The organism is Litoribaculum gwangyangense, from assembly GCF_039543505.1.
GTDB lineage: Bacteria > Bacteroidota > Bacteroidia > Flavobacteriales > Flavobacteriaceae > Litoribaculum > Litoribaculum gwangyangense.
In genome coordinates this window covers 397,709-422,934 of the sequence record NZ_BAABJW010000002.1, presented here as the reverse complement: position 1 = coordinate 422,934, position 25,226 = coordinate 397,709, and the positions used below count along the sequence as shown (strand labels likewise).

The 25,226-nt window shown below is 34.7% G+C and carries 20 protein-coding genes; 5 read left to right on the top strand and 15 right to left on the bottom strand.

All coding sequences use genetic code 11. The annotated features are described in order from the left end of the window. Nucleotides 1-59: 59 nt before the first annotated feature. Nucleotides 60-1,685 carry an ABC-F family ATP-binding cassette domain-containing protein gene (locus ABD963_RS07495; RefSeq protein WP_345276337.1) on the top strand — a complete coding sequence of 542 codons (1,626 nt, stop codon included), beginning with the start codon at nucleotides 60-62 and terminating at the stop codon, nucleotides 1,683-1,685. Here ABD963_RS07495 and ABD963_RS07490 read toward each other — a convergent pair whose 3' ends face one another. After that, nucleotides 1,686-1,919, bottom strand: coding sequence for a putative signal transducing protein (locus ABD963_RS07490; protein ID WP_345276336.1), 234 nt, complete (start codon nucleotides 1,917-1,919; stop codon nucleotides 1,686-1,688). 96 nt (nucleotides 1,920-2,015) lie between these two features. Beyond that, entirely contained in the window at nucleotides 2,016-4,442 is a 2,427-nt protein-coding gene (gene pheT, locus ABD963_RS07485) for a phenylalanine--tRNA ligase subunit beta (protein ID WP_345276335.1), read from the bottom strand. A 139-nt stretch (nucleotides 4,443-4,581) separates the two neighbouring features. Between pheT and ABD963_RS07480 the strand changes: the two genes are divergently transcribed. Continuing rightward, nucleotides 4,582-5,793, top strand: coding sequence for a peroxiredoxin family protein (locus ABD963_RS07480; RefSeq protein WP_345276334.1), 1,212 nt, complete (start codon nucleotides 4,582-4,584; stop codon nucleotides 5,791-5,793). Between the two features lie 147 nt (nucleotides 5,794-5,940). Here ABD963_RS07480 and ABD963_RS07475 read toward each other — a convergent pair whose 3' ends face one another. The 9 genes from ABD963_RS07475 to uvrA form a co-directional block, all read right to left on the bottom strand. Next, complete coding sequence (locus ABD963_RS07475) at nucleotides 5,941-6,726, bottom strand: DUF6090 family protein (RefSeq protein WP_345276333.1); 786 nt, start codon at nucleotides 6,724-6,726, stop codon at nucleotides 5,941-5,943. A 256-nt stretch (nucleotides 6,727-6,982) separates the two neighbouring features. Continuing rightward, nucleotides 6,983-7,438: a YybH family protein gene (locus tag ABD963_RS07470; RefSeq protein WP_345276332.1), complete on the bottom strand. Its 456-nt coding sequence runs from the start codon at nucleotides 7,436-7,438 to the stop codon at nucleotides 6,983-6,985. A gap of 256 nt (nucleotides 7,439-7,694) precedes the next feature. Next, on the bottom strand, nucleotides 7,695-8,129 hold the full coding sequence (locus ABD963_RS07465) for a hypothetical protein (protein ID WP_172505210.1): 435 nt from the start codon (nucleotides 8,127-8,129) through the stop codon (nucleotides 7,695-7,697). 271 nt (nucleotides 8,130-8,400) lie between these two features. Beyond that, entirely contained in the window at nucleotides 8,401-8,871 is a 471-nt protein-coding gene (locus ABD963_RS07460) for a hypothetical protein (RefSeq protein ID WP_345276331.1), read from the bottom strand. Further along, on the bottom strand, nucleotides 8,868-9,179 hold the full coding sequence (locus ABD963_RS07455) for a DUF202 domain-containing protein (protein WP_345276330.1): 312 nt from the start codon (nucleotides 9,177-9,179) through the stop codon (nucleotides 8,868-8,870). Before ABD963_RS07455 ends, ABD963_RS07460 begins: the two co-directional genes overlap by 4 nt. Before the next feature lie 28 nt (nucleotides 9,180-9,207). Further along, the gene (locus ABD963_RS07450; protein ID WP_345276329.1) at nucleotides 9,208-11,619 is read right to left on the bottom strand and encodes an alpha-ketoacid dehydrogenase subunit alpha/beta; all 2,412 of its coding nucleotides are present in this window, start codon (nucleotides 11,617-11,619) and stop codon (nucleotides 9,208-9,210) included. Nucleotides 11,620-11,784: 165 nt separating this feature from the next. After that, on the bottom strand, nucleotides 11,785-14,610 hold the full coding sequence (locus ABD963_RS07445) for a gluzincin family metallopeptidase (RefSeq protein ID WP_345276328.1): 2,826 nt from the start codon (nucleotides 14,608-14,610) through the stop codon (nucleotides 11,785-11,787). 127 nt (nucleotides 14,611-14,737) lie between these two features. Next, complete coding sequence (locus ABD963_RS07440) at nucleotides 14,738-15,427, bottom strand: LOG family protein (protein WP_345276327.1); 690 nt, start codon at nucleotides 15,425-15,427, stop codon at nucleotides 14,738-14,740. Nucleotides 15,428-15,472: 45 nt separating this feature from the next. Then, a complete protein-coding gene (gene uvrA, locus ABD963_RS07435; protein ID WP_345276326.1) occupies nucleotides 15,473-18,304 on the bottom strand; it encodes an excinuclease ABC subunit UvrA in 2,832 nt (943 codons plus the stop codon). A gap of 124 nt (nucleotides 18,305-18,428) precedes the next feature. Between uvrA and ABD963_RS07430 the strand changes: the two genes are divergently transcribed. Next, complete coding sequence (locus ABD963_RS07430) at nucleotides 18,429-18,953, top strand: hypothetical protein (protein ID WP_345276325.1); 525 nt, start codon at nucleotides 18,429-18,431, stop codon at nucleotides 18,951-18,953. A 4-nt stretch (nucleotides 18,954-18,957) separates the two neighbouring features. Here the strand turns inward: ABD963_RS07430 and ABD963_RS07425 are convergent, their stop codons facing one another. The 3 genes from ABD963_RS07425 to ABD963_RS07415 all read right to left on the bottom strand — a co-directional run bounded on the left by ABD963_RS07425 (nucleotide 18,958) and on the right by ABD963_RS07415 (nucleotide 22,049). Beyond that, nucleotides 18,958-19,680 (bottom strand): hypothetical protein, encoded by a 723-nt coding sequence (locus ABD963_RS07425; RefSeq protein ID WP_345276324.1) that lies wholly within the window; start codon nucleotides 19,678-19,680, stop codon nucleotides 18,958-18,960. Nucleotides 19,681-19,752: 72 nt separating this feature from the next. Further along, on the bottom strand, nucleotides 19,753-21,453 hold the full coding sequence (ggt, locus tag ABD963_RS07420) for a gamma-glutamyltransferase (protein WP_345276323.1): 1,701 nt from the start codon (nucleotides 21,451-21,453) through the stop codon (nucleotides 19,753-19,755). 2 nt (nucleotides 21,454-21,455) lie between these two features. Next, nucleotides 21,456-22,049 (bottom strand): acyl carrier protein phosphodiesterase, encoded by a 594-nt coding sequence (locus ABD963_RS07415; protein WP_345276322.1) that lies wholly within the window; start codon nucleotides 22,047-22,049, stop codon nucleotides 21,456-21,458. A 78-nt stretch (nucleotides 22,050-22,127) separates the two neighbouring features. Here ABD963_RS07415 and glmM point away from each other — a divergent pair, with 78 nt between their 5' ends. Further along, the gene (glmM, locus tag ABD963_RS07410) at nucleotides 22,128-23,516 is read left to right on the top strand and encodes a phosphoglucosamine mutase (protein WP_345276321.1); all 1,389 of its coding nucleotides are present in this window, start codon (nucleotides 22,128-22,130) and stop codon (nucleotides 23,514-23,516) included. Nucleotides 23,517-23,590: 74 nt separating this feature from the next. On the opposite strand, the gene ABD963_RS07405 is transcribed toward glmM, so the two are convergent. Beyond that, on the bottom strand, nucleotides 23,591-24,469 hold the full coding sequence (locus tag ABD963_RS07405; protein WP_345276320.1) for a lysophospholipid acyltransferase family protein: 879 nt from the start codon (nucleotides 24,467-24,469) through the stop codon (nucleotides 23,591-23,593). A gap of 62 nt (nucleotides 24,470-24,531) precedes the next feature. Between ABD963_RS07405 and ABD963_RS07400 the strand changes: the two genes are divergently transcribed. Beyond that, nucleotides 24,532-25,182: a rhomboid family intramembrane serine protease gene (locus tag ABD963_RS07400; protein ID WP_345276319.1), complete on the top strand. Its 651-nt coding sequence runs from the start codon at nucleotides 24,532-24,534 to the stop codon at nucleotides 25,180-25,182. Nucleotides 25,183-25,226: the final 44 nt, after the last annotated feature.

The window sequence follows — 25,226 nt, the reverse complement described above, 5'->3', positions numbered from 1 at the left end:
AGACGTAATAAGTTCCTTTTTTAATATTCATTTTTCTACTTTTGCAAAAAATTATAGTTATGCTATCAGTATCTAATCTTTCTGTTCAATTTGGCAAACGTATATTGTTTGATGAGGTAAATACCACTTTTAATACTGGCAATTGTTATGGTATTATAGGGGCGAATGGTTCTGGAAAGTCAACCTTTTTAAAAATCATTTCTGGTAAACAAGAACCCACATCTGGTCAGGTTCACTTAGAAGTTGGTAAACGCATGTCAGTTTTGGAGCAAAACCATAATTTATATGATGAACATACGGTATTGGAAACTGTTTTGATGGGAAATAAACCCCTATACAAGATTAAAACAGAAATGGATGCCCTTTATGCTGATTATTCTGATGAAAATGCCGATAGAATAGGGGAATTACAAGTAGAATTTGAAGAAATGAATGGCTGGAATGCCGATAGTGATGCCGCAGCCATGTTGTCTAATTTAGGTATCAAAGAAGAACATCATTATACCTTAATGGCAGACTTGGATGGTAAACAAAAAGTACGCGTATTATTAGCACAAGCTCTTTTTGGAAATCCTGATGTTTTAATTATGGATGAGCCTACTAACGATTTGGATTATGAAACCATATCGTGGTTGGAGAATTTCCTGGCTAATTATGAGAATTGTGTCATCGTGGTTTCGCACGACCGTCATTTTCTAGATGCGGTATGCACCCATATTTCCGATATAGATTTTGGAAAAATAAACCACTATTCCGGTAACTATACTTTTTGGTATGAATCGTCTCAATTAGCAGCGCGTCAACGTGCTCAACAAAACAAAAAAGCTGAGGAAAAGAAAAAGGAATTAGAAGAATTTATTCGTCGTTTTTCTGCCAATGTTGCTAAAAGTAAACAGGCAACTAGTAGAAAGAAAATGATTGAAAAACTTAATATTGAAGACATCAGACCAACATCACGCCGTTATCCTGCTATTATTTTTGAACGTGAACGTGAAGCAGGTGATCAAATACTTAACATTGAAGGTTTATCAGCGTCTTTGGATGGAGAAGTATTGTTTAAGGATATTGATTTAAATTTAGCTAAAGGTGATAAAGTCGTTGTGTTTTCAAGAGATTCCAGAGCAACCACAGCCTTTTATCAAATAATCAATAACAATGAAAAAGCGGATTCTGGAAAGTTTGCTTGGGGTGTTACCACCACGCAATCGTATTTGCCACTAGATAACAGTGCGTTTTTTCAAAACAACTTGAGTTTAGTTGATTGGTTACGTCAATGGGCTACTACCGAAGAAGAACGAGAAGAAGTTTATATTCGCGGTTTCTTAGGTAAAATGATTTTTAGTGGGGAAGAAGCTCTTAAAAAATCGAATGTGCTTTCTGGTGGAGAAAAAGTACGCTGTATGTTAAGTAGAATGATGATGGTAAGAGCTAATGTATTAATGCTAGATGAACCTACAAATCACTTAGATTTAGAAAGTATTACGGCGTTTAATAATTCGCTTAAAAACTTTAAAGGTACCATATTATTCACTACTCACGATCATGAGTTTGCGCAAACCGTAGCTAATAGAGTAGTGGAGCTAACACCAAACGGCGTAATAGACCGTTATACGACGTTTGATGAATATATGCAGGATAAAAAAATTAAAGAATTGCGCGAAAAAATGTATGCTGTAATAGCTTAATTAATCTTTTAATTCAGAAGTAATTTCTTCAACGATTAAAACTGCTTTATCGAGTTCATCTCTATGAACATATATTTCTTGAAGCATTTGGCCTCCATAAATTTTGGGATCAAGTCCTGATTGATTTTCCTCTTTCACAATAGCTGAAATATCAATTTTTTCTAAATCAGAAATTATGCGTTGTACCATGATGAAATCACCAGTGTAGATTTTAATGTAATTCGACTCAGACATAATACTAAGATTTAAAAGTAAGTATTATAAATATACAAAATTTTAAATAAAAAAGCCAGTATGAACTGGCTCTTAATATTAGTATTTTAATTATTTTCACCTTAATTCTGCACCAAGTTCGTTTTCAAAACTTTTTTGCAAATTACTCATGATTTTATCTATTTGCTTATCAGTTAAGGTTTTGTTTTCATCTTGTAAAGTAAAGCTAACTGCATAACTTTTTTTGCCTTTTGGCAAATTTTTTCCTTGATACACATCAAATAAATTGACGTTTTTAAGCAATTGCTTTTCACTCTGTTTAGCAATTTTATAAATAGCTTCAAATGTGACATGGTCATCTAAAAGTAATGCAAAATCACGCTTTACTTCAGGATATTTATTGATAGATTGGAAGGTTATTTTATTACGTTTGACCAATTCTAAAGTGGCATCCCAATCAAAATCTGCAAATAACACTTCTTGAGAAATGTCAAAATGTTTTAAAATGGGTTTTTTAACTAAGCCAAAGTCCACCAATCTTGTTTTCCCTAAACTTAAACTCAGCCCTTCACTAAGCAAGTCGGTTTGTGTTGGAGCTTCGTTATATCGTGAAATACCCAAGCGTTCTAAAATGGCAACAATACTGCCTTTTAAATAGAAAAAATCACTTTTCTTGCCAGAAGACAACCAACTATCTTGCCATTGGTTTCCAGTGGTGAATAAAGATAAATGCTTAAATTCTTCGCGTTTATCTCCATAACCATGATAGGTTTTTCCAAATTCAAAAAGTTTTAAATCCCCTCGTTTTCTATTGATATTAAAGGATAACGCCTCTAGACCTGAAAATAACAAAGATTGCCTTAAAACGGATAAATCATTACTTAATGGGTTGAGCATGGTGATGTTATGCGCTTCATTTAATTGTTCGCTTAATGCCACATAATTTGGCGTGGTAAGGGAATTGGACATGATTTCATAAAAGCCCTGTGATGCCAACTGATTACCAACAATATTTTGGATTTTATAATCCTCAAATTTGGTAGTTGATGATATGGAGGCATTCAGTTTTTCCGTGGTCGCTATGTTGTTATACCCATAAACACGTAAGATTTCTTCAATAATATCCGCTTCACGTTGTACATCATTCCTGTATGAAGGAACGGTTAAACCCAATCCAGCTTCGGTAACATTGTTTACCTTTATTTCCAAAGAGGTTAAAATGCGTTTTATGGTCTCTTTTGGAATTTCTTCACCTATTAATTTTTTGGCATTCTCAAAACTCAAACGAACCTCAAAGTCTTTTATTTTTTTTGGATACAAGTCAATAATATCGCTGGTAATCTCACCGCCTGCCAAATCCTGAATTAAGATGGCCGCACGTTTTAAGGCATATTCGGTAATATTTGGGTCTATACCTCTTTCAAATCTGAAAGAAGCATCGGTATTCAAACCGTGGCGTTTTGCCGACTTGCGAATACTCACAGGATTAAAATAAGCACTTTCCAAGAAAATACTCGTGGTAGTTTCGGTCACTCCAGAATGGATACCACCAAAAACACCAGCAATGCACATGGGCTTTTCAGCATCACAAATCATCAAATCATCTTCATGCAATTCCCGTTCAACACCATCTAAAGTGATAAATTTAGTGCCTGATTTTAAGGTTTTAACTTCAATTTTGTTACCTGAAATTTTAACGGCATCAAAGGCATGTAAAGGTTGCCCTAATTCATGTAAAACATAATTAGTAGCATCCACAATATTATTAATGGGTTTTAATCCAATGGCTTTCAGTCTGTTTTGTAACCATTTGGGTGATTCTTTAACTTTTACCCCAGAAATGGTAACGCCGCAATAGCGTGGTGCCAACTCTTTGTTAATAACCTCCACATCTATTTTTAAGGTGCGGCTATCTACATGAAACGCACTAACTGATGGGGTAATCAATTCTAAGTTGATTTCTTTTTGTATCAATCCAGCTCTAACGTCGCGGGCAACTCCCAAATGGCTCATGGCATCGGCACGATTAGGCGTTAAACCAATTTCAAAAACTTGGTCGTTCTCCACCTCAAAAATATCAGAAACAAGAGAGCCCACTTTTAAATCGGCATCCAAAACCATGATGCCATCGTGCGAGGTTCCCAAACCCAGTTCATCTTCGGCGCAAATCATACCGTGGCTTTCCTCACCTCTTATTTTTCCTTTTTTTATGGTCCAAGCTTCGAACTCAGGTGTATATAAGGTGGTTCCTATGGTGGCCACGGGTACTTTTTGTCCTGCCGCTACGTTCGGGGCACCACAAACAATTTGCACAGGCACTTCAGCCCCAATATTTACTGTGGTAAGCTTTAATTTATCAGCGTTGGGGTGTTTCACACAGGTTAAAACCTCGCCAACAACCACACCTTCCAAGCCGCCTTTAACCGATTGGTAAGCTTCTATACCTTCCACTTCCAATCCTAAATCTGTTAGTAATTCGCTGGTTTGTTCTGGTGTCCAATCTATTTTTAAAAATTGCTTCAACCAATTGTAAGAAATCCTCATGTACCAATGTCTTATTTAAGGGGGTAAAGATAAAATAATGCCGTTAGCTTTCAAACAATGCGTTCCAAATTGTTATTTAAAAATCTTTTTTGTTAGTATCTTGCCCTAAATTCGATTAATATATTTTAAAAGCATTTTTATGAGGCCCATTTTTTTATTAGCATTGATTCTTATGATTGTTTCTTGTAAAAAAGAAAAAAACGTTGCAGCCCTTGAAACAGGCATTTACAGAGCAAGTTTACAGGTGAATGATACCTTGAATTTGCCGTTTAATTTTCAAGTGTTTTCTAAAAATAGATTACAGATTTTTAATGCGGAAGAAGTGATTGATGTGAATGAGATTGAATATAAAAACGACTCGGTTTATATTCAAATGCCCGTTTTTGAAAGTTTTATAATGGCCAAAATTGAAGACCATCAATTAAACGGAAGCTTTGTAAAACCTGATTTAAATCGCGTTATGCCTTTTAAAGCTATAAAAAATGATACCCGTTTTGAAGTTACCGATAAGTCTAACACAGATATAACAGGAAATTGGGAAACCATTTTTAGTCCAGATGTTGAAGAGGATGCCTATGTTGCTAAAGGTATTTTTAAACAAAAGGGCAACATGGTTACAGGCACGTTTAGAACCACCACAGGGGATTACCGATTTTTGGAAGGCGTTTTAAATGGTAACCAATTGCAAGTATCGGCTTTTGATGGCTCGCATGCGTTTTTATTTACGGCCACGGTGACAGATAGTACGATGTCTGGAAACTTCTTTTCTGGAAACCATTGGAGCGAACCTTTTGTAGCCAAACGTAATGACGCTTTTGAGTTACCCGATGCGAATACCTTAACTTTTTTAAAAGAAGGTTTTGATTCGGTGGACTTTTCGTTTCCTGATGAAAACGGTAACATGGTATCGTTAAGTGAAAACCGCTTTAATAATAAAGTGGTTTTGGTGCAAATTATGGGAACCTGGTGCCCTAATTGTTTGGATGAAACCAAGTTTTATGCCGAGTATTATAAAAACAACCCCAATACCGATTTGGAAATTATAGCCTTGGCGTTTGAATATGTAAAAACTGAAGAAGCCGCATTTAAAAACATAAAACGATTAAAAGAAAACACGGGTATTACGTACCCCGTATTGTTGGCGCAATATGGCAGTAGTAGCAAAGTAAAAGCCAATGAAAAACTGCCCATGCTAAACCATGTACTCTCTTACCCAACTACCATTTTTATAGATAAAACTGGCACCGTTAGAAAAATACATACGGGCTTTAACGGACCTGCTACGGGTGATAAGTTTACCGAATTTAAAACAGAATTTAACAGCTTTGTGAGTACGTTGTTAAGTGAATGATTTTTAAGTTCGCCGGTCTCGGCTTTGAATAGTTGCGTGGGTTTGCACTTTACTATGCAAGTACGCGCCAAGTTGGAAATTGCACAGGAATTTCCAAAGTAGGCGAGAACAAGCAATTAATTATAGCCATTGTTGTGCTTCCCTTTTTTATTTATTCACTTGACATTTAGATTGCAAAAGACTTTCTAAAGAACCAATTTCTTTAAGCATTAGAGAATAGAGTTCAACTTGCCTTGTATTTGCTCCAACATATTCTAAAGACTCGTTTAAAAGTCTCGATTTCATTTCTATCGAAAATTGATCCTGTTCGATTGTTTTTAATTTTTCCTTTAAATCTTGGTCAAGACCAGTTTTAAATCTGCCATCTTTTATTGAAGCCTGAATTGATCCATTGGCAAAATAGTCATTATGAGAAAAAGAAATATCGACTGCATGCTTTCCATTAATCATTATTATACTTTTCAATTCTTTAACTTTATTGAAATACCTACTTAATGCCGTGATAATAGATTTATCACTTATGATATTCAAATTTGCACCAGATTTTAAATCTTCATAAGCTGAATTATTAGGTTCAAAATCCGAAAAGATTGCTTTTGTTGCCAGAGAAATTTGCATTCCAACTTCTGCCTTTATAACATTATCTTGAAGTAACAACCTCACAGATTGATTGGAAGCTTTTAGACGATTTTCGGCTAACGCTAACAAATTAGTTATTTGCTCATTATCCAATTTAGCGTCATCTAACAGTCTGCAATAGTATTCATTTTCTAATTTTAATTGTTTTCGAGAATCATTCCAATCATTTAATTGCAATGCGATTAAAATTCCAATAACCACAAGAATAATTTCTCCAAGAGCATATTTTAAATACTTTCCAGTTTTTCCTTCTGAAAGTAGATTCTGTCTAATTTTTCTAAAGAATTTTATCATTTGGTTAACGGTTAGTCATAATGAAGCACAACGTGTTTGGCTATGGTTTCGTTGCGTGAAAATCCGAGAGGATTTTCCGCCGCAAACCGAAGATAGCAAAAATGCTAGGACTTTCCGAAAGGAAAGTCAGAAGCAATGAACTATAGCAGGTGTTGTGCTGTCGTAATTATTAAAATTGATTATTACATACTTTACATAGTATTCCGTTTTCACCTTAAACTAGTAATGTAGCCTAATACATTTATGGCAGGTACACTTATTCACCATTATTATTGAACATATACCTGTAAATCTTTAAATCCCCATTTTGATCGGGTTTTAAAACCAGCAATCCTTTCACTTCGAAGTTTCCACTTTCAGCCGTCTTTGGATCTTTCCAGCTTCCTATATTTCTAGTTCTGGCGATACTATATTCACCTGCCGTGATTATTTCTTCAATGATGAACTGTTCAGCAAAGTCAAGGGATTCAAACCATTTGAAACTTTCGATGATCTCTTCCCGGCCTTTAACAATTGGTTTCCCCTCCGGTAGAATCATCGCATCGTCGTGGAAGCAGTCTGCCATCTTTGAGAATGATTTACTGCCCACAGCACTCCCGTATTGATCAAGCACTTCCCTAACGTCCTTTTCTAAGGTGCTTTCTTGCGCATGGGTTAAAGTTATTGATAGGAGGGTAAAAAAAGTTAAAAGTGTAAGTAGTTTTGTTTTCATGTTGAAAAATTTTGTGGTTTATTAAAACTATTCGAATTCTTTCTCAATGTAAGTTAAATGCTCTCGGCTTATTTTTATCAAATGGTTCCAATACATGATTTGGTTGATTATAATGAAGCAAAACGGTTATGTATAAGAATAGTTGCGGGTTTGTATGCGAGGATTTTCCTAAGGAAAATCAGACATTACAAACACGCAACAACCTTTGATTTAGCACTAAACCGCAATTATTTTTATACGGTGTTGGCAACAGTTTTTATTGTTCTTTACATTCAGAATAGTCGACTGTAAATTTGTAATTTTTATCAGATAATTTCTCTATAGCTGGGTCATTTTTATGGTCAGGTTTATATGATGCCCCAGTTCCTAAATCAACACCAATTCCAATTAATCCCCAAGAAATAGCACTTAAAATAAAATTTCCAGTTCTAAATTTGTTGTCAAAGTTTTTAGTTTTTGGTTCGCACTTGTCTTGCTTTACTTCAACTTTCAATGGTTGATTTCGTTTAAACGAAGTGGAAACTTCCCCAGTTCCAATTTTTTCTCCATTGGCGTAAATTTCGGCATTTGGATGGTCTTTTACTTTAATGTTAGCATTGTATTTGCTTCCTCCAAACATTACTCCACAACTTGATAATAAGATTGAGGATGAAATTGTAATAGCTGTAATTAATAATGTACTTTTTTTCATAAAATTGATTATTTGATATTAAGGTTAATTTTTTTCAAATTGTTGCCAACGTAGGGATAAACACATGGTGTTTATTCCCATTATATTTATTCCATTAAAAATAAAAAAAAATCTTACAAATCGAACGAATGTTTGATTGAATTAAAACTAGTTGTGGTAACGTTTAAGCTAGGCAGCGTTTAAATTCGGCTTAGCGACCGATAAGGGAAGTTAATTTTATATATCAGAAAATAAACACAATAATTTTGTTTATTTAGAAAGTTTTTAACCATTATAAGGCTTCCAACATCACCTGATAGTCGTATTGTAAATCTTCATGCAAGCCACTAATTATTTTTCTGGCGAGTAGGAGTTGCCTGTTGTACATATTTTGTAATTGTGTACTACGGCTTATACTAGGTTTAAAATCCTTTAGTTTTTTGCAAAAGTAGAGGAGGAGTTCCACTTCGGTTTCCTTGTTTTGGGAGTAGCGCACAAACTTTTTTACGTTTCTAAGGATTTTTCGGGTACTCTTTCTTATATAAAAATAGCTATCAGTGTTAATTAATTCAAACTCATCATCCATATAGCGTTTCACACTTTCAACATAACCCGCTTCGTCATGCGACTCAAAAAGCAAATAGGTAAGGAGTTCTTTGTTTTCTTTTTTAAACCGTGATAACCGCAAACAAAGCTCTTGGATTTCCTGTGTTGAAAGCGTGTTTAATTCATTTTTAATCTCTCGTAAGGTGACCGCTTTCATGGTATTTTGTAATGTTTTTTTATAGTGCGTTTTACCGAGAACAACCTTATTAAGCCAATTAACAAGATGATAGGTGACAGGACCAATAACGTAATACCAAAAGATTTCATTTCTAAGAAAAACTCCAGTTTTAGTATGGTAATGCCGGTTCCTAAAAACACAATAAAGGTTCTGAAATATGCTAAAAACGTGCGCTCGTTGGCTAGTTTAGTACGCTCAATAGCCAGCCAGTCTCGGGTTATTAATGGTGATTCTTCATCCATATTCTTGATTTGAGATAAATATAAAAAAACCATTGCAACTGCCATGGTTTTATACGTTTTTAAAACATAAAATTTATCTCAGTTTTGGATAATCTGAAGGGTTCACTTCATGCATGATGGCATATATAGCTTCAAAAATATCCTCTGCAGATGGCTTTGAAAAGTAGTCCCCATCATTTCCATAAGCAGGTCTGTGTGGTTTTGCCGTAAGGGTTTTTGGTGCGCTATCTAAATATTGATAGGCGTTTTGCGTATTTAGAATCTCGTTTAAAATAAATGCTGAAGCGCCACCAGGAACATCTTCATCAATTATGATAACCCGATTCGTTTTTTCAATGCTCTTTACGATATCGTGGTTTAAATCAAATGGCATGAGGGATTGTGCGTCAATGACTTCAACATCAATACCCATGGCCAATAAATCTTTTGCAGCTTGTTCCACAAGGCGCAAGGTGGAGCCATAGGAAACCACGGTTATATCTGTTCCTTCTTTAATGGTTTCTACTATGCCAATAGGTGTTTTAATAGCACTTAAGTTATTAGGCATTTTTTCTTTTAATCGATAACCGTTCAAACACTCTACCACTATGGCAGGGTCATCGCCTTGCAAAAGTGTATTATAAAAGCCAGCGGCTTTGGTCATATTTCGGGGTACTAGTAAGTGGACACCCTTTGCTAAATTTAAAAGACCACCCATTTGAGAACCTGAATGCCAAATACCTTCTAACCTGTGTCCGCGAGTTCGAATGATTAATGGCGCTTTTTGCTTTCCTTTAGTTCTGTAGTGTGTGGTTGCCAAATCGTCGCTTATAATTTGAATGGCGTAAAGTATATAATCTAAATATTGTATTTCAGCAATGGGTCTTAAACCACGCAAGGCCATACCAATACCTTGTCCAATAATGGTTGCTTCTCTAATTCCCGTATCGGCTACTCTTAGTTCACCATATTTTTCTTGTAAACCTTCTAAACCTTGATTAACATCTCCAATATTTCCAGTGTCTTCGCCAAATACCAAGGCTTCTGGATAATGATTAAAAATGGCATCAAAATTTTCACGCAAAATGATGCGTCCATCTACTTGTTCTGCATCATCATCGTAAGTTGGTTTTACTTCTTTTATACGAATGTTTGATCGTTGGGTTTCTGAGTATAAATGGGAGCTGAACAGCGGTTGTGAATGCTCTAATACCGTATTTATCCAATGGCTGAGTTGTTTTTTTTCAGCTGATTTTTCTCCAATGACATATCTTAACGCTTTTCTGGCATGCGATAAAATATCTTTTCTGGTGATGTCTTGAATATTTGTAAGAGTGTCTTTTATTTTCGATATAAAAACACCGTTAGCACTGGTTGTTTCTAACTGTTTTAAAAGGGATATCAACTCCTGTTGTTCCTTTTTTATGGGTTTTAAAAAGGTGTTCCAAGCATTATTCTTCGCCTGCCTAACCTCCCGTTTCGCATTCCTTTCGATTTCTGTAAGCACTTCATGGTTTGCTATACCGCTTTCAATAATCCATTCACGCATTTTTACATTGCAATCGTGCCTCGTTTCCCAATCTAGACGCTCTTGGGTTTTATAACGCTCATGCGAACCAGAGGTAGAATGCCCTTGTGGTTGTGTAAGTTCTGTAACGTGAATTAAAACAGGAACATGTTCTTCCCTGGCGATGGCGCCAGCCTCTTGATAAGTTTCTATAAGATTGGCATAATCCCAGCCTTTAACACGTAAAATTTCGTAACCTTTACTGTCTTTATCACGTTGGAATCCTGAGAGGATTTCAGAAATATTTTCCTTGGTAGTTTGGTGCCTAGCATGTACCGAAATACCATAATCATCATCCCATATGCTAATGATCATGGGAACTTGCAAGACTCCAGCTGCATTAATGGTTTCAAAAAACAATCCTTCGCTAGTGCTAGCATTTCCAATGGTACCCCAAGCGACCTCATTACCATGGATAGAAAAATTGCTCGTATTGATTCCTTTAACTTCCCTAAAAATTTTGGATGCTTGTGCTAAACCCAATAAACGAGGCATTTGCCCCGCGGTAGGCGATATATCGGCGCTTGAATTGTATTGTTTGGTAAGATCTTTCCAACTCCCATTATCATTCAAACTATGGGTTACAAAATGACCACCCATTTGACGACCCGCAGACATGGGTTCTAATTCAATATCTGTATTAGCATACAAACCTGCAAAAAATTGTTCTTTAGTTAACTCGCCAATAGCCATCATGAAGGTTTGGTCTCTATAATATCCAGATCTCCAATCGCCTTTTAAAAAGGCTTTTGCCATGGCTAGTTGAGGCACTTCCTTGCCATCTCCAAAAATCCCAAACTTTGCTTTGCCTGTTAAAACCTCACGACGCCCCAATAAACTACATTCTCTGCTTTCAACGGCTATTTTATAATCAGATAGCACTTCTGCTTTAAAGTCTTCGAATGATATATTGTTTTTCAAATTAGCTAGCGGTTGCATTTAGGTATGCTTTTATGGCTGCAAAAATAGCTATAATTTACGGTATTTACAATTAAATCAACCTGTAATTTATTGCTAAAAATTTAAAAAAATAGGTCAATGTGATGTTTTATTGATTTTTATTCATTGAAAATGAATATTATTGACAATTATTCAAAATTAAACCTAATACCAACGCCTTCTAAAAAGACCTAAAAGCGCTTGTGGATCCAGTGTGAATTTGAATCTTATTTTCTGGTCATAATTAGGTTGCCCAATTTCCCAACCTAAATTTGAATAAATGGGAAAGTAAATTTCAAAATAATCGGTTACTAAGTTGACTCGTATGCCTGAATCGTAAACAAAGTTAGCCGTTTTCGATTTATTTTTTACCAAACCTATATCGCCATAGGCTAATATGTATTTCCAAAGTGTTGTACTGGTATTGAAAGTGCTTATCCATTGATTTGCAAAGGGGGTTGCAAGTTTAGACTTAAAGCCACCCTCTGCATCAATGTATTGTTGACTAAAAATACCACTAGCCTCAGAGCGCCCTAAATAATTATAATCGAATAAATAATCGGTAGGTCTGTCCAGTGCGAAACTGAAATAATCTGAATTAATATCCGTATTATTCTTTAAAAAAGTTCCAGCAAAAAAGCGTACATTCAATTGCCTATTACTTTCAAATAATCGTCTGTATTCATAATTAAACGAGAGCTTGCTAAAATCGGCCCCTATTTGAAAATCTGTATACCATTTGTTAAAATTGATGAGATTATCATTTGAATGGATATAACGTAAATTAAAAATATTGTAGTTAGGTTGACTAGAGGTAAATGTATTGGTAACATCCTCATCTCTATGAATATCAATATATCTGAATAACAATGATTTCCGTTTATTCGATCTAAAGTCATCATCTTCACGAAAGAAAAAGGATATAGAGGGTGTAATTTTCCTGACAAATAAATCTTCCGCATAAGATGAGTAACCGCCTACTACACCATAATTTATAGCGTAAAGGTCATTATTTTCCAAATAATGCGTTTGTGATATGGATGCTGAACCTGTAAGTGATCTGGATTTAAAAGCGTATCTAGGTTCAATTTTGTAGTCGAAAAGTTTTTTAAGAATAGTTTTGTTATAAACTTTGAAACCCAATGTAAATCCATCATAAATATTGTTGAATTCTGCTGTAGGCATAAAGAAAACCTGATTATAATTAGGATCCTCAATGTCTTTTAATAGTCTGAATTGCAAAGGCTTATTATTGAAAAAGAACCCTTTCAAGGATTTCCAATTATCCCTTGAATTAATCTCTGGAATAACGCTATTGTAGTTTAATACAAGTTTGTTGGCATTATTTCTGGGTATGGTTATGGTTTTTGTTTTATCAATATTTTCAATCCATATTTTTGATACTATACTATCATTATTAAGACTATACAACGATGTGGGCATGTTATTGTCCCTTTTGTTTTTAATGATTACCGTTACAGAATCTTCGGTTTTACTTACCCTCTTAATTTTAAAATCTATCTTTTTCCTGGTGCTTATGAAATCCTCAAAAAACCAGTCTATATTTTTACTTGTTTTGGATTTTATAAAAGATTCAAAGTGTTTTGTAGAGGTTGGCTTTAATTTGTTTTCAATAATAAAATCCTCAATACTATTTTCAACAATGTCGTTGTTAACAAAATCATCCAAATATTTAAGCCCAATACCAGCTTTATATTTATTTGCAATGTTGGTGTTAAATTTTAGCAGCGAGTCTTTTGGCATAACAAGTGGCTGGTCTCTGTTTGTTCTAGCCATAAGCATAAAAGCTAAAATATATTTGTCGTTAAACTTCATTTGTGCCGCATGAAATGAGCGAACACCCCAAAAATCAGCTATAGAGCCTATGAATTTCATGTTTGGGTAATGTTCGTCAACATAATTCATAAGATAATATATTTGGATACCGTCAAGCAGCCACTGTTCTTTTCTTGGATTGATAAGAAGTGTGTTTTCCAAATAGTTTTGTAACGCTATTTTTAAAAGTTTTAGTTCATATTGAAAATGACTAGGGTAGGGTTTTATAAAACTTGGAAGAAAATTTAATCCATAAATAGGGTTTTTATCATAGTCTATTTGTGTTAATAATAGTTTTTTATGAGGGTATTCCCCAAAATTTTCAAATATAAAATGCATCACTTTTTCGGTGATTAAGACTTTGTCGATTACCTCCAGATTTTCATCATTGATGTTTGAGACGATTGAAAAATTATCGGTTTGTAAGGTTTCAAAATCAGAATTTTTACTAAGGAATATTTTGGTGTTTAAACGGTCTTTTCCTTCTAGTTTAACTATTTGTTTTTTAGGTAATTGTATGGTATTACTTATATCTAATTCTGAAGTTAACTTATAGCCATTGGGATATTCGATCTCTAGAGTTATATCGGATTTTGGAATATATAAATCATCTAAATTTTTATTGCTGTAATATTGCCATTCACCGTTATAAACCGCTGGTGTAATGTACCAATAACGTAAATTTAAATCACCATTTTGGGTAATGCCATAATTTGTGAATTTTGAATCGGGTATTTGAACAATGTATTCTAAATGAAGGCTATAAAACTCATTGGGAAGTAATGATTTATCCAATGCAACTTTAATGATATCGGGTTGGTTTTTTAGTTCTTGAAATGTTACATCTTTATTATTCTGCTTTATTGATGTGATTACGGAAAAACCTCTGTCTTCATTCTTTGCCAAATGGAAGTCATTGATGTATTCATCAGCTATTCTAATGGCTAAAGGTGTTTTTTTTGTGGCGTAACTATTAGCCCAATCACTTAAATAAATAGTATCCAATACATTTTGTGAAATATTTTGGTATTGAATGGTCTGAGAAATTTTTATTTGTTTTTCCTCAATATCAAAAACCGCCTTTAAGTCAATTTTATTTTGACCAAAGCTTTTAAGGCTTATTAAAGAGAATAAGATAAAACTTAAAAAACGCAATTTTTTTTAAAACATTAAAGGTTCAATTCATTTAAAGGCGACGCAATATAGTAAATAGAAGATTAACTAATTGCGGCAACCATTGGTATTTGCCAATATTAACGTAATATTAGTATTTGCAGTTTTATTAGAAATTTGGACTTAAACCAGATTCTTTATAAAAACTATCCAAAATAGCAATCACCTCATCTTCTGTATCTACCAAATGAATAAGATCTAAATCTTTAGGGCTTATGTTTGAAAAAGAGTCTAAAAGTGTTTTTTTAATCCAATCCATCAATCCTTCCCAAAAATCAGTGCCTACCAAAATAATTGGAAACTTCCCAATTTTATGGGTTTGTATAAGTGTTATAGCTTCAAAAAGTTCATCTAAAGTACCAAACCCCCCAGGCATGACTACAAAGCCTTGGGAGTATTTCACGAACATTACCTTCCTAACAAAAAAGTAGTCAAAATCCAAACTTTTATCATGGTCTATATAAGGGTTGTCATGTTGTTCAAATGGTAATTCAATATTTAAACCTACAGAAGTTCCACCTCCCAAATGAGCCCCTTTATTACCGGCTTCCATAATTCCTGGTCCACCACCCGTAATTACGCCATAACCAGCCTCCACAATTTTTCTGGCAATATTTTCGGCAAGTTTATAGTATTTATATTCTGGTTTGGTTCGTGCCGATCCGAAAATAGATACACACGGACCAATTTTACTCATTTTCTCAAAACCATTAACGAATTCGCCCATGATTTTGAAAATGGCCCAAGAATCGTTTGTTTTTATTTCATTCCAACCTTTGTGATGCTGTTCTTTTCGCATATTAATAAGTATATATTGTGTTTTAATTGGATGTTGTAAAGTGTACTAATTTAATTCTTTTCTAAGAAACTTAGCGGTGTAGCTTTTTTTATGTTTTGAGACCTCTTCTGGAGTGCCCTCAACAATAATTTTTCCACCTCCTTGGCCTCCTTCATAACCAATATCTATTACATGGTCAACGGTTTTAATAACATCTAAATTGTGTTCAATAATAAGAACCGTATTTCCTTTGTTTGCTAATTTGTTTAGAACAATCATAAGCACACGAATATCCTCAAAATGTAAACCTGTTGTAGGTTCATCTAAAATGTAGAAAGTATTACCGGTATCTCTTTTTGAAAGTTCTGTGGCTAGTTTTATGCGTTGCGCTTCACCACCGGAAAGCGTGGTACTTTGTTGCCCTAAAGTGATATAGCCCAAACCAACATCTTTTATGGTTTTAAGTTTTTTGTGAATTTTAGGAATGTGCTCGAAAAACTCAACCGCTTCATTAATAGTCATGTTTAGAACATCGCTAATACTTTTTCCTTTGTAACGGATTTCTAAAGTTTCACGATTAAAACGCATGCCTTGGCAGGTTTCGCATTCCACATAAACATCGGGTAGAAAATTCATTTCAATAACTCGTAAACCACCACCCTGACAGGTTTCACAACGGCCTCCTTTCACATTAAAACTAAAACGACCCGCTTTGTAACCACGAATCATGGCTTCTGGGATTTTGGCAAATAAAGCTCTTATTTCACTAAACGTGCCTGTGTAAGTTGCAGGGTTGCTTCGAGGTGTTCTTCCTATGGGCGATTGGTTGATATCGATTACTTTATCAATATGCTCCAAACCTTTAATGTTTTTGTAGGGCATGGGTTTTTTTACACCATTGAAATAGTGCGCATTTAAAATGGGATAAAGCGTTTCGTTGATTAACGTGGATTTTCCGCTTCCTGAAACCCCTGTAACACCTATCATTTTACCTAAGGGAAACTTAACCGATACATTTTTTAAGTTATTTCCAGTGCATCCAGTAAGTTCTATAAACTTGCCATTTCCTGCGCGCCTTTTTTTTGGGATTTCTATTTTTTTATTTCCGTTTAGGTAATCTGCAGTCAGTGTATTGTGTTTTAAAAGCTCTTTTGGTGTGCCGATGCTTATAATTTCACCACCATGTTTACCAGCTTTTGGACCTATATCAATCACATAATCAGCACGTTCAATCATGTCCTTATCATGCTCAACCACAATAACCGAGTTGCCAATATCTCGAAGTGATACTAAAGAATTAATCAACTTTTCGTTATCGCGTTGGTGCAATCCAATGCTTGGTTCGTCTAAAATATAAAGCACACCAACCAATTGCGAGCCTATTTGGGTTGCCAATCGAATACGTTGTGCTTCTCCACCCGAAAGGGATTTTGAACTTCTATTTAATGATAAATAATCTAAACCAACATCCAACAAAAATTGTAATCGAGATTTTATTTCTTTGATGACTTCCTCAGCAATTTTTAATTGTTTTTCTGAGAGATGATTGTTTAAATCGTTAAACCACTCAGCTAATTCCTTGATATCGGTATTGGCAAGTTCCGCTATGTTTTTATCATTTATTTTAAAGTAAAGGGATTCTTTCTTTAACCTAGAACCTTCGCATACGGGACAAATCACTTTATCCATATAATCTTTTGCCCAGCGTTTTAAAGAAGTCGATTCGGCAGTTTTATATTGGTTTTCAATAAAATTGGCAACCCCTTCAAAATCTATTTTATAATCGCGAGTAACGCCCAAGGTTTTACTTTCAACCGAAAATTTTTCATTCCCACCATACAAGATCATTTGTTTTGCTTCTTTTGGAATGTTTCTGTATGGATCACTCAACTTAAAATTAAAACGTTGTGCAATGGTTTCAAACTGTTTAAAGATCCAGCTATTTTTTTCTGGTCCGTGAGGTGCTAATGCTCCGGCTTTAATAGATATTGTGTCATTTGGAATAATTTTATTTTCATTGACTTGATATAAGGTGCCAATGCCATTACAATGGTCGCAAGCACCTTTTGGTGAGTTGAAAGAAAAATTATTAGGCTCTGGGTTTGGGTATGAAATCCCAGATTGAGGGCACATTAAACTTCTGCTAAAATAGCGTGTTTCTTGTGTATCTTGGTCGATTACCAAAAGCACATCTTCACCATGGTACATGGCCGTATTAATGGTTTCGGTTAGTCGTTTGTCATTATCAATCGAATCATCTATTTTAAGTCTATCAATAACGATTTCGATGTCGTGGGTTTTGTAACGGTCCAGTTTCATACCTTTAGTGATATCCCGTATTTCTCCATCGGTTCTTACCTTTACAAATCCCTGTTTAGCTATTTGCTCAAATAACTCACGATAATGCCCTTTTCTGGAACGGACCACTGGTGACAAAATATTGATGCGTTTGTCTTTAAAATCACTGATGATAAGCTCCTTAATTTGCTCATCACTGTAACTTACCATTTTCTCACCTGTATTGTAGCTATAAGCATCACTTGCACGAGCAAAAAGTAATCGTAAAAAATCATAGATTTCAGTAATGGTACCCACTGTAGAACGAGGCGATTTACTGGTTGTTTTTTGCTCAATGGCAATTACTGGAGATAAGCCATCAATTTTATCAACATCGGGTCGTTCCAAACCTCCCAAAAACTGTCGGGCATAAGCTGAAAAGGTTTCAATGTAGCGACGTTGTCCTTCGGCATAAATGGTATCGAAAGCCAATGACGATTTTCCACTGCCAGAAAGCCCTGTAATGACTACAAGTTTCTCTCGGGGAATGGACACGTCAATGTTTTTTAGGTTGTGTACTCGTGCTCCTTTTACTTCGATAAATTCATCAAATGGACTCATAAATTGGCAAAAGTGCAAAGGTACAATTTTAGATGTTAAAATCTTGTGAAGTTTTGTTTCAGATTTATTATACTTGCATCGCATAGCGGTTTTAACGCTTGTATAGAATTTGAAAAAATAGGAAATGAAATTATTAGGAATAGGTTCTAGAATAATCCACAACGATTATGGAAAAGGCGTTGTTACCAATGTAACCTCAAATCATTATTGGGTAACGTTTATTGATAATGGATTAGAAACCATTGATTTGGATAGTGAATTTGAAATTATTGAAGCTGCCGATGGCGATGTAGATACGGTAAGCTTTTTTGATGTAGAAAGCAGTTTGGTCGAAATTCTAAAAAAGTGGAGCGATGTGAGTGAAATTGTTCCCATTGCGGATAAATATAAAGGAGGTAAAATTATTTTGGAACCTGCTGATACTAATTTGAAGTCTTATGAATTACCTATTGATACGTTTTTCCATAAAATAACCATGGTTAGAGATCGGTTGCGTGTTATGGAACAGCGAGTTAATTCGAGTAATTTGGATGAGCAGGGTAAAATAGACTTACAACAATATATTACTAGAATTTACGGCAGTTTAACAAGTTTTAATGTATTGTTCAAATCTGATAGTCATAAATTTGTAGGGCAAAAAGGAAAGTAGTTTTTTATTCAGTTCCTTTAACGCCATCAATTTCCAAACCTAAAACCAAAAGTTTGTGAAAGGTTGGTAATTGTGCACCAGTTTCGGTTGTTGTCCAATCGCTCCAAGAAGCTTCCAGACCACCAATGGGTAGAATAGATGCCCATATTTTAAAAGCATAGGGTTTTCCTGTATCATCAAGTAGCCACAAATACGAATCCCCTGGAGTCGAACCGCCCGATGTGTAGGTTACCAATAAGGCATCTTTATTATCCTCGGTTTTAACTAACCTTCTTTCAACACCTTTATCAAAAACCTTGTATGGTGCTACCAACCAAAAAGAGTCGTTATTATAATATTTCAGAGCCTTATTTATTAAGTCTTGAGCCATATCACTCTCATTCCGAAAGCTGTGTATAAAAGCTTTGCTTTTTGAAAGGTCATTGAGGTTTAGAGTTACTTTATAATCTTTCCAATACACATCACAAATGTTGTTTTTTTTATCCCAATTATAATGATGTCTTTTCTTAAATGTCCATTCAATGTGATTGGTTCTTCTATAGGCTTCATAATCCAAGGCATCTAGCATTTGGTAAGCAAGAGCATCAGCCTTTTCGTTTTGTGTTCCAAGTGGCAAATCTTCATGGTACTTAAAGAATAAAAAACCAAAAAAAAGTAAACTAGGAAGCGTTAAAAAAATGATGATTCCAATGATTACTTTAAATATTTTTTTTGGTTTTTTTGACATGAACAACTAATAAAGCTTGAATGTTATTTGAACTAAATTATTAAATACGATGCTGTTAGAAAAAGAAATATGTTAAAAACCGACAGCCGTATCATCACCTCGACGATCTGCACCACCTTCGTACGAGTTATCATCTAAAACAAGTATTCCATCGACTTTGCCTATAATGGGTGACACTTTTTCATTAATGAAATATCCTAGTTTCTCAAGTTGATTTATTACTGTTTTATCAAAGGAATTAGGTTCCATTCTAATCTCATCTGGTAACCATTGATGATGAAACCTTGGAGCATTTACAGCGTCTTGCATAGTCATGCCGAATTCATGAACATTTAAAATGGTTTGTAAAACAGAAGTAATGATGGTAGAACCGCCTGGTGTGCCCACAGACATGAATAATTTTCCATTTTTCTCCACTATTGTCGGTGTCATAGAACTTAACATACGCTTTTCTGGGGAAATACTATTCGCTTCAGCACCAATAAGACCAAACATATTGGGTTGTCCAGGTTTGCTGCTGAAATCGTCCATTTCATTATTTAAAAAGAATCCTAACTCAGAACAATATAATTTTGATCCATAGGCACCATTTAAGGTTGTTGTTGCAGAAATTGCATTACCAAAAGGATCCACAATCGAGTAGTGGGTGGTTTCATCACTTTCAACAATTTCAATATTACCGTAAGAGACATCACTTGATAAGGTCGCTTTTTCAAATGAAAAATCAGACATTCGCTCATTCAAATAAGCCTCATCAATAAGTCTTTTAATTGGAATATTCACAAAATCGGGGTCACCTAAAAAATAACTCCTATCCGCATAAGCACGTCGTTCTGCTTCTGTAATAACTTGGATGGCTTTCACGGAGTTATGGCCGTATTCACTTAAATCAAAAGGTTCAACCATTTTCATGATTTGTGCCAAACAAACACCACCACTTGCCGGAGGTGACATGGAAATAATTTTTAAGTCATCGTAATTAAACGTGATTGGAGTTCGCCATTTAGCTTCGTATTTGGCCAAATCTTCAACGGTTATAATTCCACCATTATCTTGAATAAATTTAGCCAACAATTTGGCCGTTTTACCTTTATAAAATTCATCTCTTCCATAGTATAAAATTCGTTCTAATGTTTGTGCAAGTGCATGATATTTTATGGTATCATTAGTTTTCCAAGTTTTGTCAAACAGTATAGAATCTTTATTGGCTTTTGGAAAAAGAGGTTGATATTCTTTAATTCTTTTCTCTTGTTTTTCGGTAACAACAACGCCTTTTTTAGCTAGTTCAATAACAGGAATTAAAATATCTTCAATGGGAAGAGTTCCAAGTTTTTCATGAACTTCAAACACCCCTGCTACTGTTCCTGGGACACCAACTGCCATGGCACCAATGGTACTTTTTTCAGGGATTATCTCGCCATTTGCATCCAAAAACATATTTTTTGTAGAAGCTAACGGGGCTTTTTCACGATAATCTATGGCTCCAATATCGCCATTTGCTTTTCTATAAACCATAAAACCGCCACCACCCAGATTACCTGCATACGGGTAAGCTACCGCTAATGCCAATTCTGTACCCACCATGGCATCAAAGGCGTTTCCACCTTTTTTCATTATATCACTACCTATTTTTGAAGCTTCAATACGAGCTGAAACGACCATAGCGTTTTTTGTTACAAGTCCTATTTGGGGTTCTTTGGTAGGTGTTTCAATTGTTTTTTTACAAGCTATAAAAACAAATAAAAACAAAAACAGATAATTGAGTTTCTTCATATTTAAATGGAATTTAGTTCTTCTAATTTGTCTTTGGAAAAGATGATTAATTCATCAAAAAAAATGGTAAACTCATTCTCAAACTCCGAGTAAAATGCTTCCAGTTCATTCACAGCTTCATCCATTCCTGAACGGTTTTTAGTGCGCCGGTTCATCCCATCTAAAACCCTAGATATTCCCTCGATAGAGGCATAACTCAACAGCCAATTATCTGTTATCATATAAGGCATCATTTTTTGAATACGTGGAGGTAAGATATCATAATTTTCTTCCAAAGAATCATAAAATGCATTGATATAACTGATTAATGTTTTATCACAGTATTGGTTCCAGTTTTTTGCTAAAAAATGGTCATATAAAATATCCACAATGATACCTGAGTAATGTCCATATTTTTCATGAAGTCTTTTTGTACTTACTCTAAAAGTTTCGTGGGCATCTGTGTAGGTATCTATATATCTATGAAGTAGAATACCTTTTTGAATATCTTTGGGGTATTTTTTATAAGATTTACCTTTTATACCATCAGCCATAAAATTGCCTATAGTGATTAAATCGTTTTCACCAGAAAGATAAATATGTGCCAGATAATTCATTTGTGAAATTTACGAATTCCGTTTTAAGAAAACCGATTTTGAAATACTATATTTGTTCTTTAATCTTCAAAAAAGGATATGACACTTATAAAATCAATCTCTGGAATTAGAGGTACCATTGGCGGACCAGTAGGCGAAAACCTTACACCTATTGATGCTGTAAAATTCGCATCGGCCTATGGGGTTTGGCTAAAGCAACAACGTGTAAAAGATAAATACAAAGTAGTAGTAGGTAGAGATGCGCGTATTTCTGGACAAATGATGCAAAATTTGGTAATGAACACCCTCATTGGTTTAGGTATAGATGTCGTAGATGTTAGTTTATCGACAACCCCAACGGTTGAAGTTGCTGTGACTTTGGAGCATGCGGATGGTGGGATTATTTTAACAGCAAGCCATAACCCAAAACAATGGAACGCTTTAAAACTTTTAAATGCGAAAGGCGAATTTTTAGATGCTGAAGAAGGTGCTAAAATTTTGGAAATAGCCGAAAGTGGCAACATGGTTTTTGCTGATGTGGAGAGCCTTGGAAAAATAACCAAGAACAAAGCCTATATAGATTTGCATATTATTGAAGTTTTAGATTTGGATTTGGTTACCGTAAAAGCGATTGAAGAAGCTCGTTTTCGAGTGGTAGTTGATGGTGTAAACTCTACTGGTGGTATCGCTATTCCGCTACTTTTGGAACGTTTAGGAGTTGATGTTATTAAATTGTATTGCGAACCAAATGGTCATTTTCCGCACAATCCAGAACCGCTTAAGGAGCATTTAACAGATTTGTCTGAAGCAGTAAAAAAACATAAAGCTGATTTTGGTATTGTGGTTGATCCCGATGTGGATAGATTGGCATTTATAGATGAGAACGGCGAGATGTTTGGTGAAGAATACACATTAGTAGCTTGCGCCGATTATGTATTGAGCAGGACACCCGGAAATACGGTAAGCAACATGAGTTCTACAAGAGCTTTAAAAGATATTACTGAAAAACATGGAGGCACTTACGAGGCGAGCGCAGTAGGCGAAGTAAATGTGGTAAAACTCATGAAAAAAAACAAAGTCGTTATTGGTGGCGAAGGTAATGGTGGTATTATTTATCCTGCAGCGCATTATGGGCGTGATGCTTTAGTAGGCGTGGCGTTATTTTTAAGTTTGTTAGCTGATAAAAACATAAGTGTTAGCCAACTTAGGAAAACGTACCCTAATTATTTTATGAGTAAAAAAAAGATTGAGTTAACGCCTGGTTTAGATGTGGATGGTATTCTAAAAGAAATTGAAACCCGTTATCATAATGAGCCATTAACCACTATTGATGGCGTAAAAATTGACTTTCCTGAAAGTTGGGTACATTTACGTAAAAGCAATACCGAGCCTATTATTAGAATTTACACCGAAGGTAAATCACAAAAAGAAGCGGATGTTTTGGCCGATAAATTTATAGAGGAGATTGGAGAGATAGCTAAAATCTAAAATCCTAACGAGGAACTACAACATAGCTGTCTCTTTAGCGATGTACAGATTGCTTTAAAGCGTTCGCAATGACGTTAGTTGTTCTTATCTTTATGCTTCCATCGCTTATGCGTCCAAAAATAAAACTCTGGTGCTTCATAAATTTGTTTTTCAACTTCTCTTAAAAACAAATCGGTCAATTCGTAATCTTCATGAGCTTTGGGGTTTTCAGCAAGTGTCATAATTTCTCCTACATAATGACCTCGCTTTACCTTAGTAATTTTTAAATAAGCAATGGTAAGATCTAACTTTTTTGCCAAGCGTTCAGCACCTGTAAAACAAGGAATGTTAATACCCATAAAATTACCCCAATAAACCTCATTGGTCAATCTTGGTGACTGATCACTTATAAAGGCTATAACACTTTTTTTTCCTTTGAGTTCATACTCATTTATGACGTTTATGGCTTCTTTAGTGTTAATTAATTTTGTGTTGAATTTTGATCGAATAGCCCTAGCCAGCTTATCAAAATATGTATTTGCTAGTTTTTTATAAACGCCAAGACCTAGAAAGCTAATGTGGTTTTGAATGGCAATGGACCATTCCCAACTGGCATAATGGGCATACATAAGAATAATGCTTTTGTTTAAGGCCTCTAAACGTTTAAGTTCGTGTGGGTTTTTTAACTTAAATCGTTTGTCCAATGATTTTTTTGAAATCGTCATGGTTTTTGCCATTTCCAAAAACATATCACTTAAATGTTTGTAGAATTTTTTTCTAATAATTGCTATTTCTTTTTCATTTTTGATAGGGAAAACTAACTTTAAATTACTGGTTACTACTTTTTTTCTGTAACCAATAACGTGGTATAGCAAAACATATAGGCCGTCTGATAAAAGATAAAGTAATCTAAAAGGAAGTATGGAAATTATCCACAATAAAGGATAAATAACAATATAAGCTAGAAATTGCATGAATTAATTTTAGATTTGTACTGGCAAATATATATTAATTTGACTTTAAACGTTTACACTACATGGGCAAAATAGATATGATTACCATTATAATAATAGCTGCAAATGTTATTATATCGTATAAAGGTTTCAATGATTATGGATTTTTTGATAAATATAAATTTCAAGTAGGTGCTGTGCAACGTGGTGAACAGATACGTATTTTCAGCTCTGGCTTTTTACATGCCGATACAGCGCATTTGTTTTTCAACATGTTTTCGCTTTATTTTTTTGCAGATGTTGTTATTTACCAACTAAGTCCCATGCAGTTTTTGCTAATTTATTTTGGAAGTTTGGCTTTAGGAAGTCTATTATCATTATATTTCCATAAAGATGAGTACCATTACAGTGCTGTTGGTGCTAGTGGAGCTGTAATGGGCGTCATATATTCTGCTATACTATTACAGCCTGGTATGAGTTTGTATATGTTTTTTATACCCATTCCAATTCCTGCTTACATTTTCGGGATAGGGTATTTGTTATACTCAATTTATGGAATGAAAAACCGTATTGGTAATATTGGTCATGACGCACATTTTGGTGGGGCCATAGGTGGATATATAATTACTTTAATACTCTCGCCGTGGCTATTTGAAACTAATTTATTGATGATAGGTTTATTGGCTATTCCTATTGTAATATTATTTGCCTTAAAAAAAGCCGGTAAAATGTAAATTGAATTCAATTCTATAAATGGCATAAGTATTGACCTTATTTA

Bases quoted from the DNA above. Each gene is read 5' to 3' on its own strand.
- ABD963_RS07405 (WP_345276320.1), bottom strand. From the start codon at position 24,469: ATGCAATTTCTAGCTTATATTGTTATTTATCCTTTATTGTGGATAATT.
- uvrA (WP_345276326.1), bottom strand. From the start codon at position 18,304: ATGAGTCCATTTGATGAATTTATCGAAGTAAAAGGAGCACGAGTACAC.
- ABD963_RS07450 (WP_345276329.1), bottom strand. From the start codon at position 11,619: ATGCAACCGCTAGCTAATTTGAAAAACAATATATCATTCGAAGACTTT.
- pheT (WP_345276335.1), bottom strand. From the start codon at position 4,442: ATGAGGATTTCTTACAATTGGTTGAAGCAATTTTTAAAAATAGATTGG.
- ABD963_RS07415 (WP_345276322.1), bottom strand. From the start codon at position 22,049: ATGAATTATCTGGCACATATTTATCTTTCTGGTGAAAACGATTTAATC.
- ABD963_RS07475 (WP_345276333.1), bottom strand. From the start codon at position 6,726: ATGATAAAATTCTTTAGAAAAATTAGACAGAATCTACTTTCAGAAGGA.
- ABD963_RS07480 (WP_345276334.1), top strand. From the start codon at position 4,582: ATGAGGCCCATTTTTTTATTAGCATTGATTCTTATGATTGTTTCTTGT.
- ABD963_RS07465 (WP_172505210.1), bottom strand. From the start codon at position 8,129: ATGAAAAAAAGTACATTATTAATTACAGCTATTACAATTTCATCCTCA.
- ABD963_RS07430 (WP_345276325.1), top strand. From the start codon at position 18,429: ATGAAATTATTAGGAATAGGTTCTAGAATAATCCACAACGATTATGGA.
- ABD963_RS07425 (WP_345276324.1), bottom strand. From the start codon at position 19,680: ATGTCAAAAAAACCAAAAAAAATATTTAAAGTAATCATTGGAATCATC.
- glmM (WP_345276321.1), top strand. From the start codon at position 22,128: ATGACACTTATAAAATCAATCTCTGGAATTAGAGGTACCATTGGCGGA.
- ABD963_RS07400 (WP_345276319.1), top strand. From the start codon at position 24,532: ATGGGCAAAATAGATATGATTACCATTATAATAATAGCTGCAAATGTT.
- ABD963_RS07460 (WP_345276331.1), bottom strand. From the start codon at position 8,871: ATGAAAGCGGTCACCTTACGAGAGATTAAAAATGAATTAAACACGCTT.
- ABD963_RS07490 (WP_345276336.1), bottom strand. From the start codon at position 1,919: ATGTCTGAGTCGAATTACATTAAAATCTACACTGGTGATTTCATCATG.
- ABD963_RS07495 (WP_345276337.1), top strand. From the start codon at position 60: ATGCTATCAGTATCTAATCTTTCTGTTCAATTTGGCAAACGTATATTG.
- ABD963_RS07455 (WP_345276330.1), bottom strand. From the start codon at position 9,179: ATGGCAGTTGCAATGGTTTTTTTATATTTATCTCAAATCAAGAATATG.
- ABD963_RS07440 (WP_345276327.1), bottom strand. From the start codon at position 15,427: ATGCGAAAAGAACAGCATCACAAAGGTTGGAATGAAATAAAAACAAAC.
- ABD963_RS07470 (WP_345276332.1), bottom strand. From the start codon at position 7,438: ATGAAAACAAAACTACTTACACTTTTAACTTTTTTTACCCTCCTATCA.
- ggt (WP_345276323.1), bottom strand. From the start codon at position 21,453: ATGAAGAAACTCAATTATCTGTTTTTGTTTTTATTTGTTTTTATAGCT.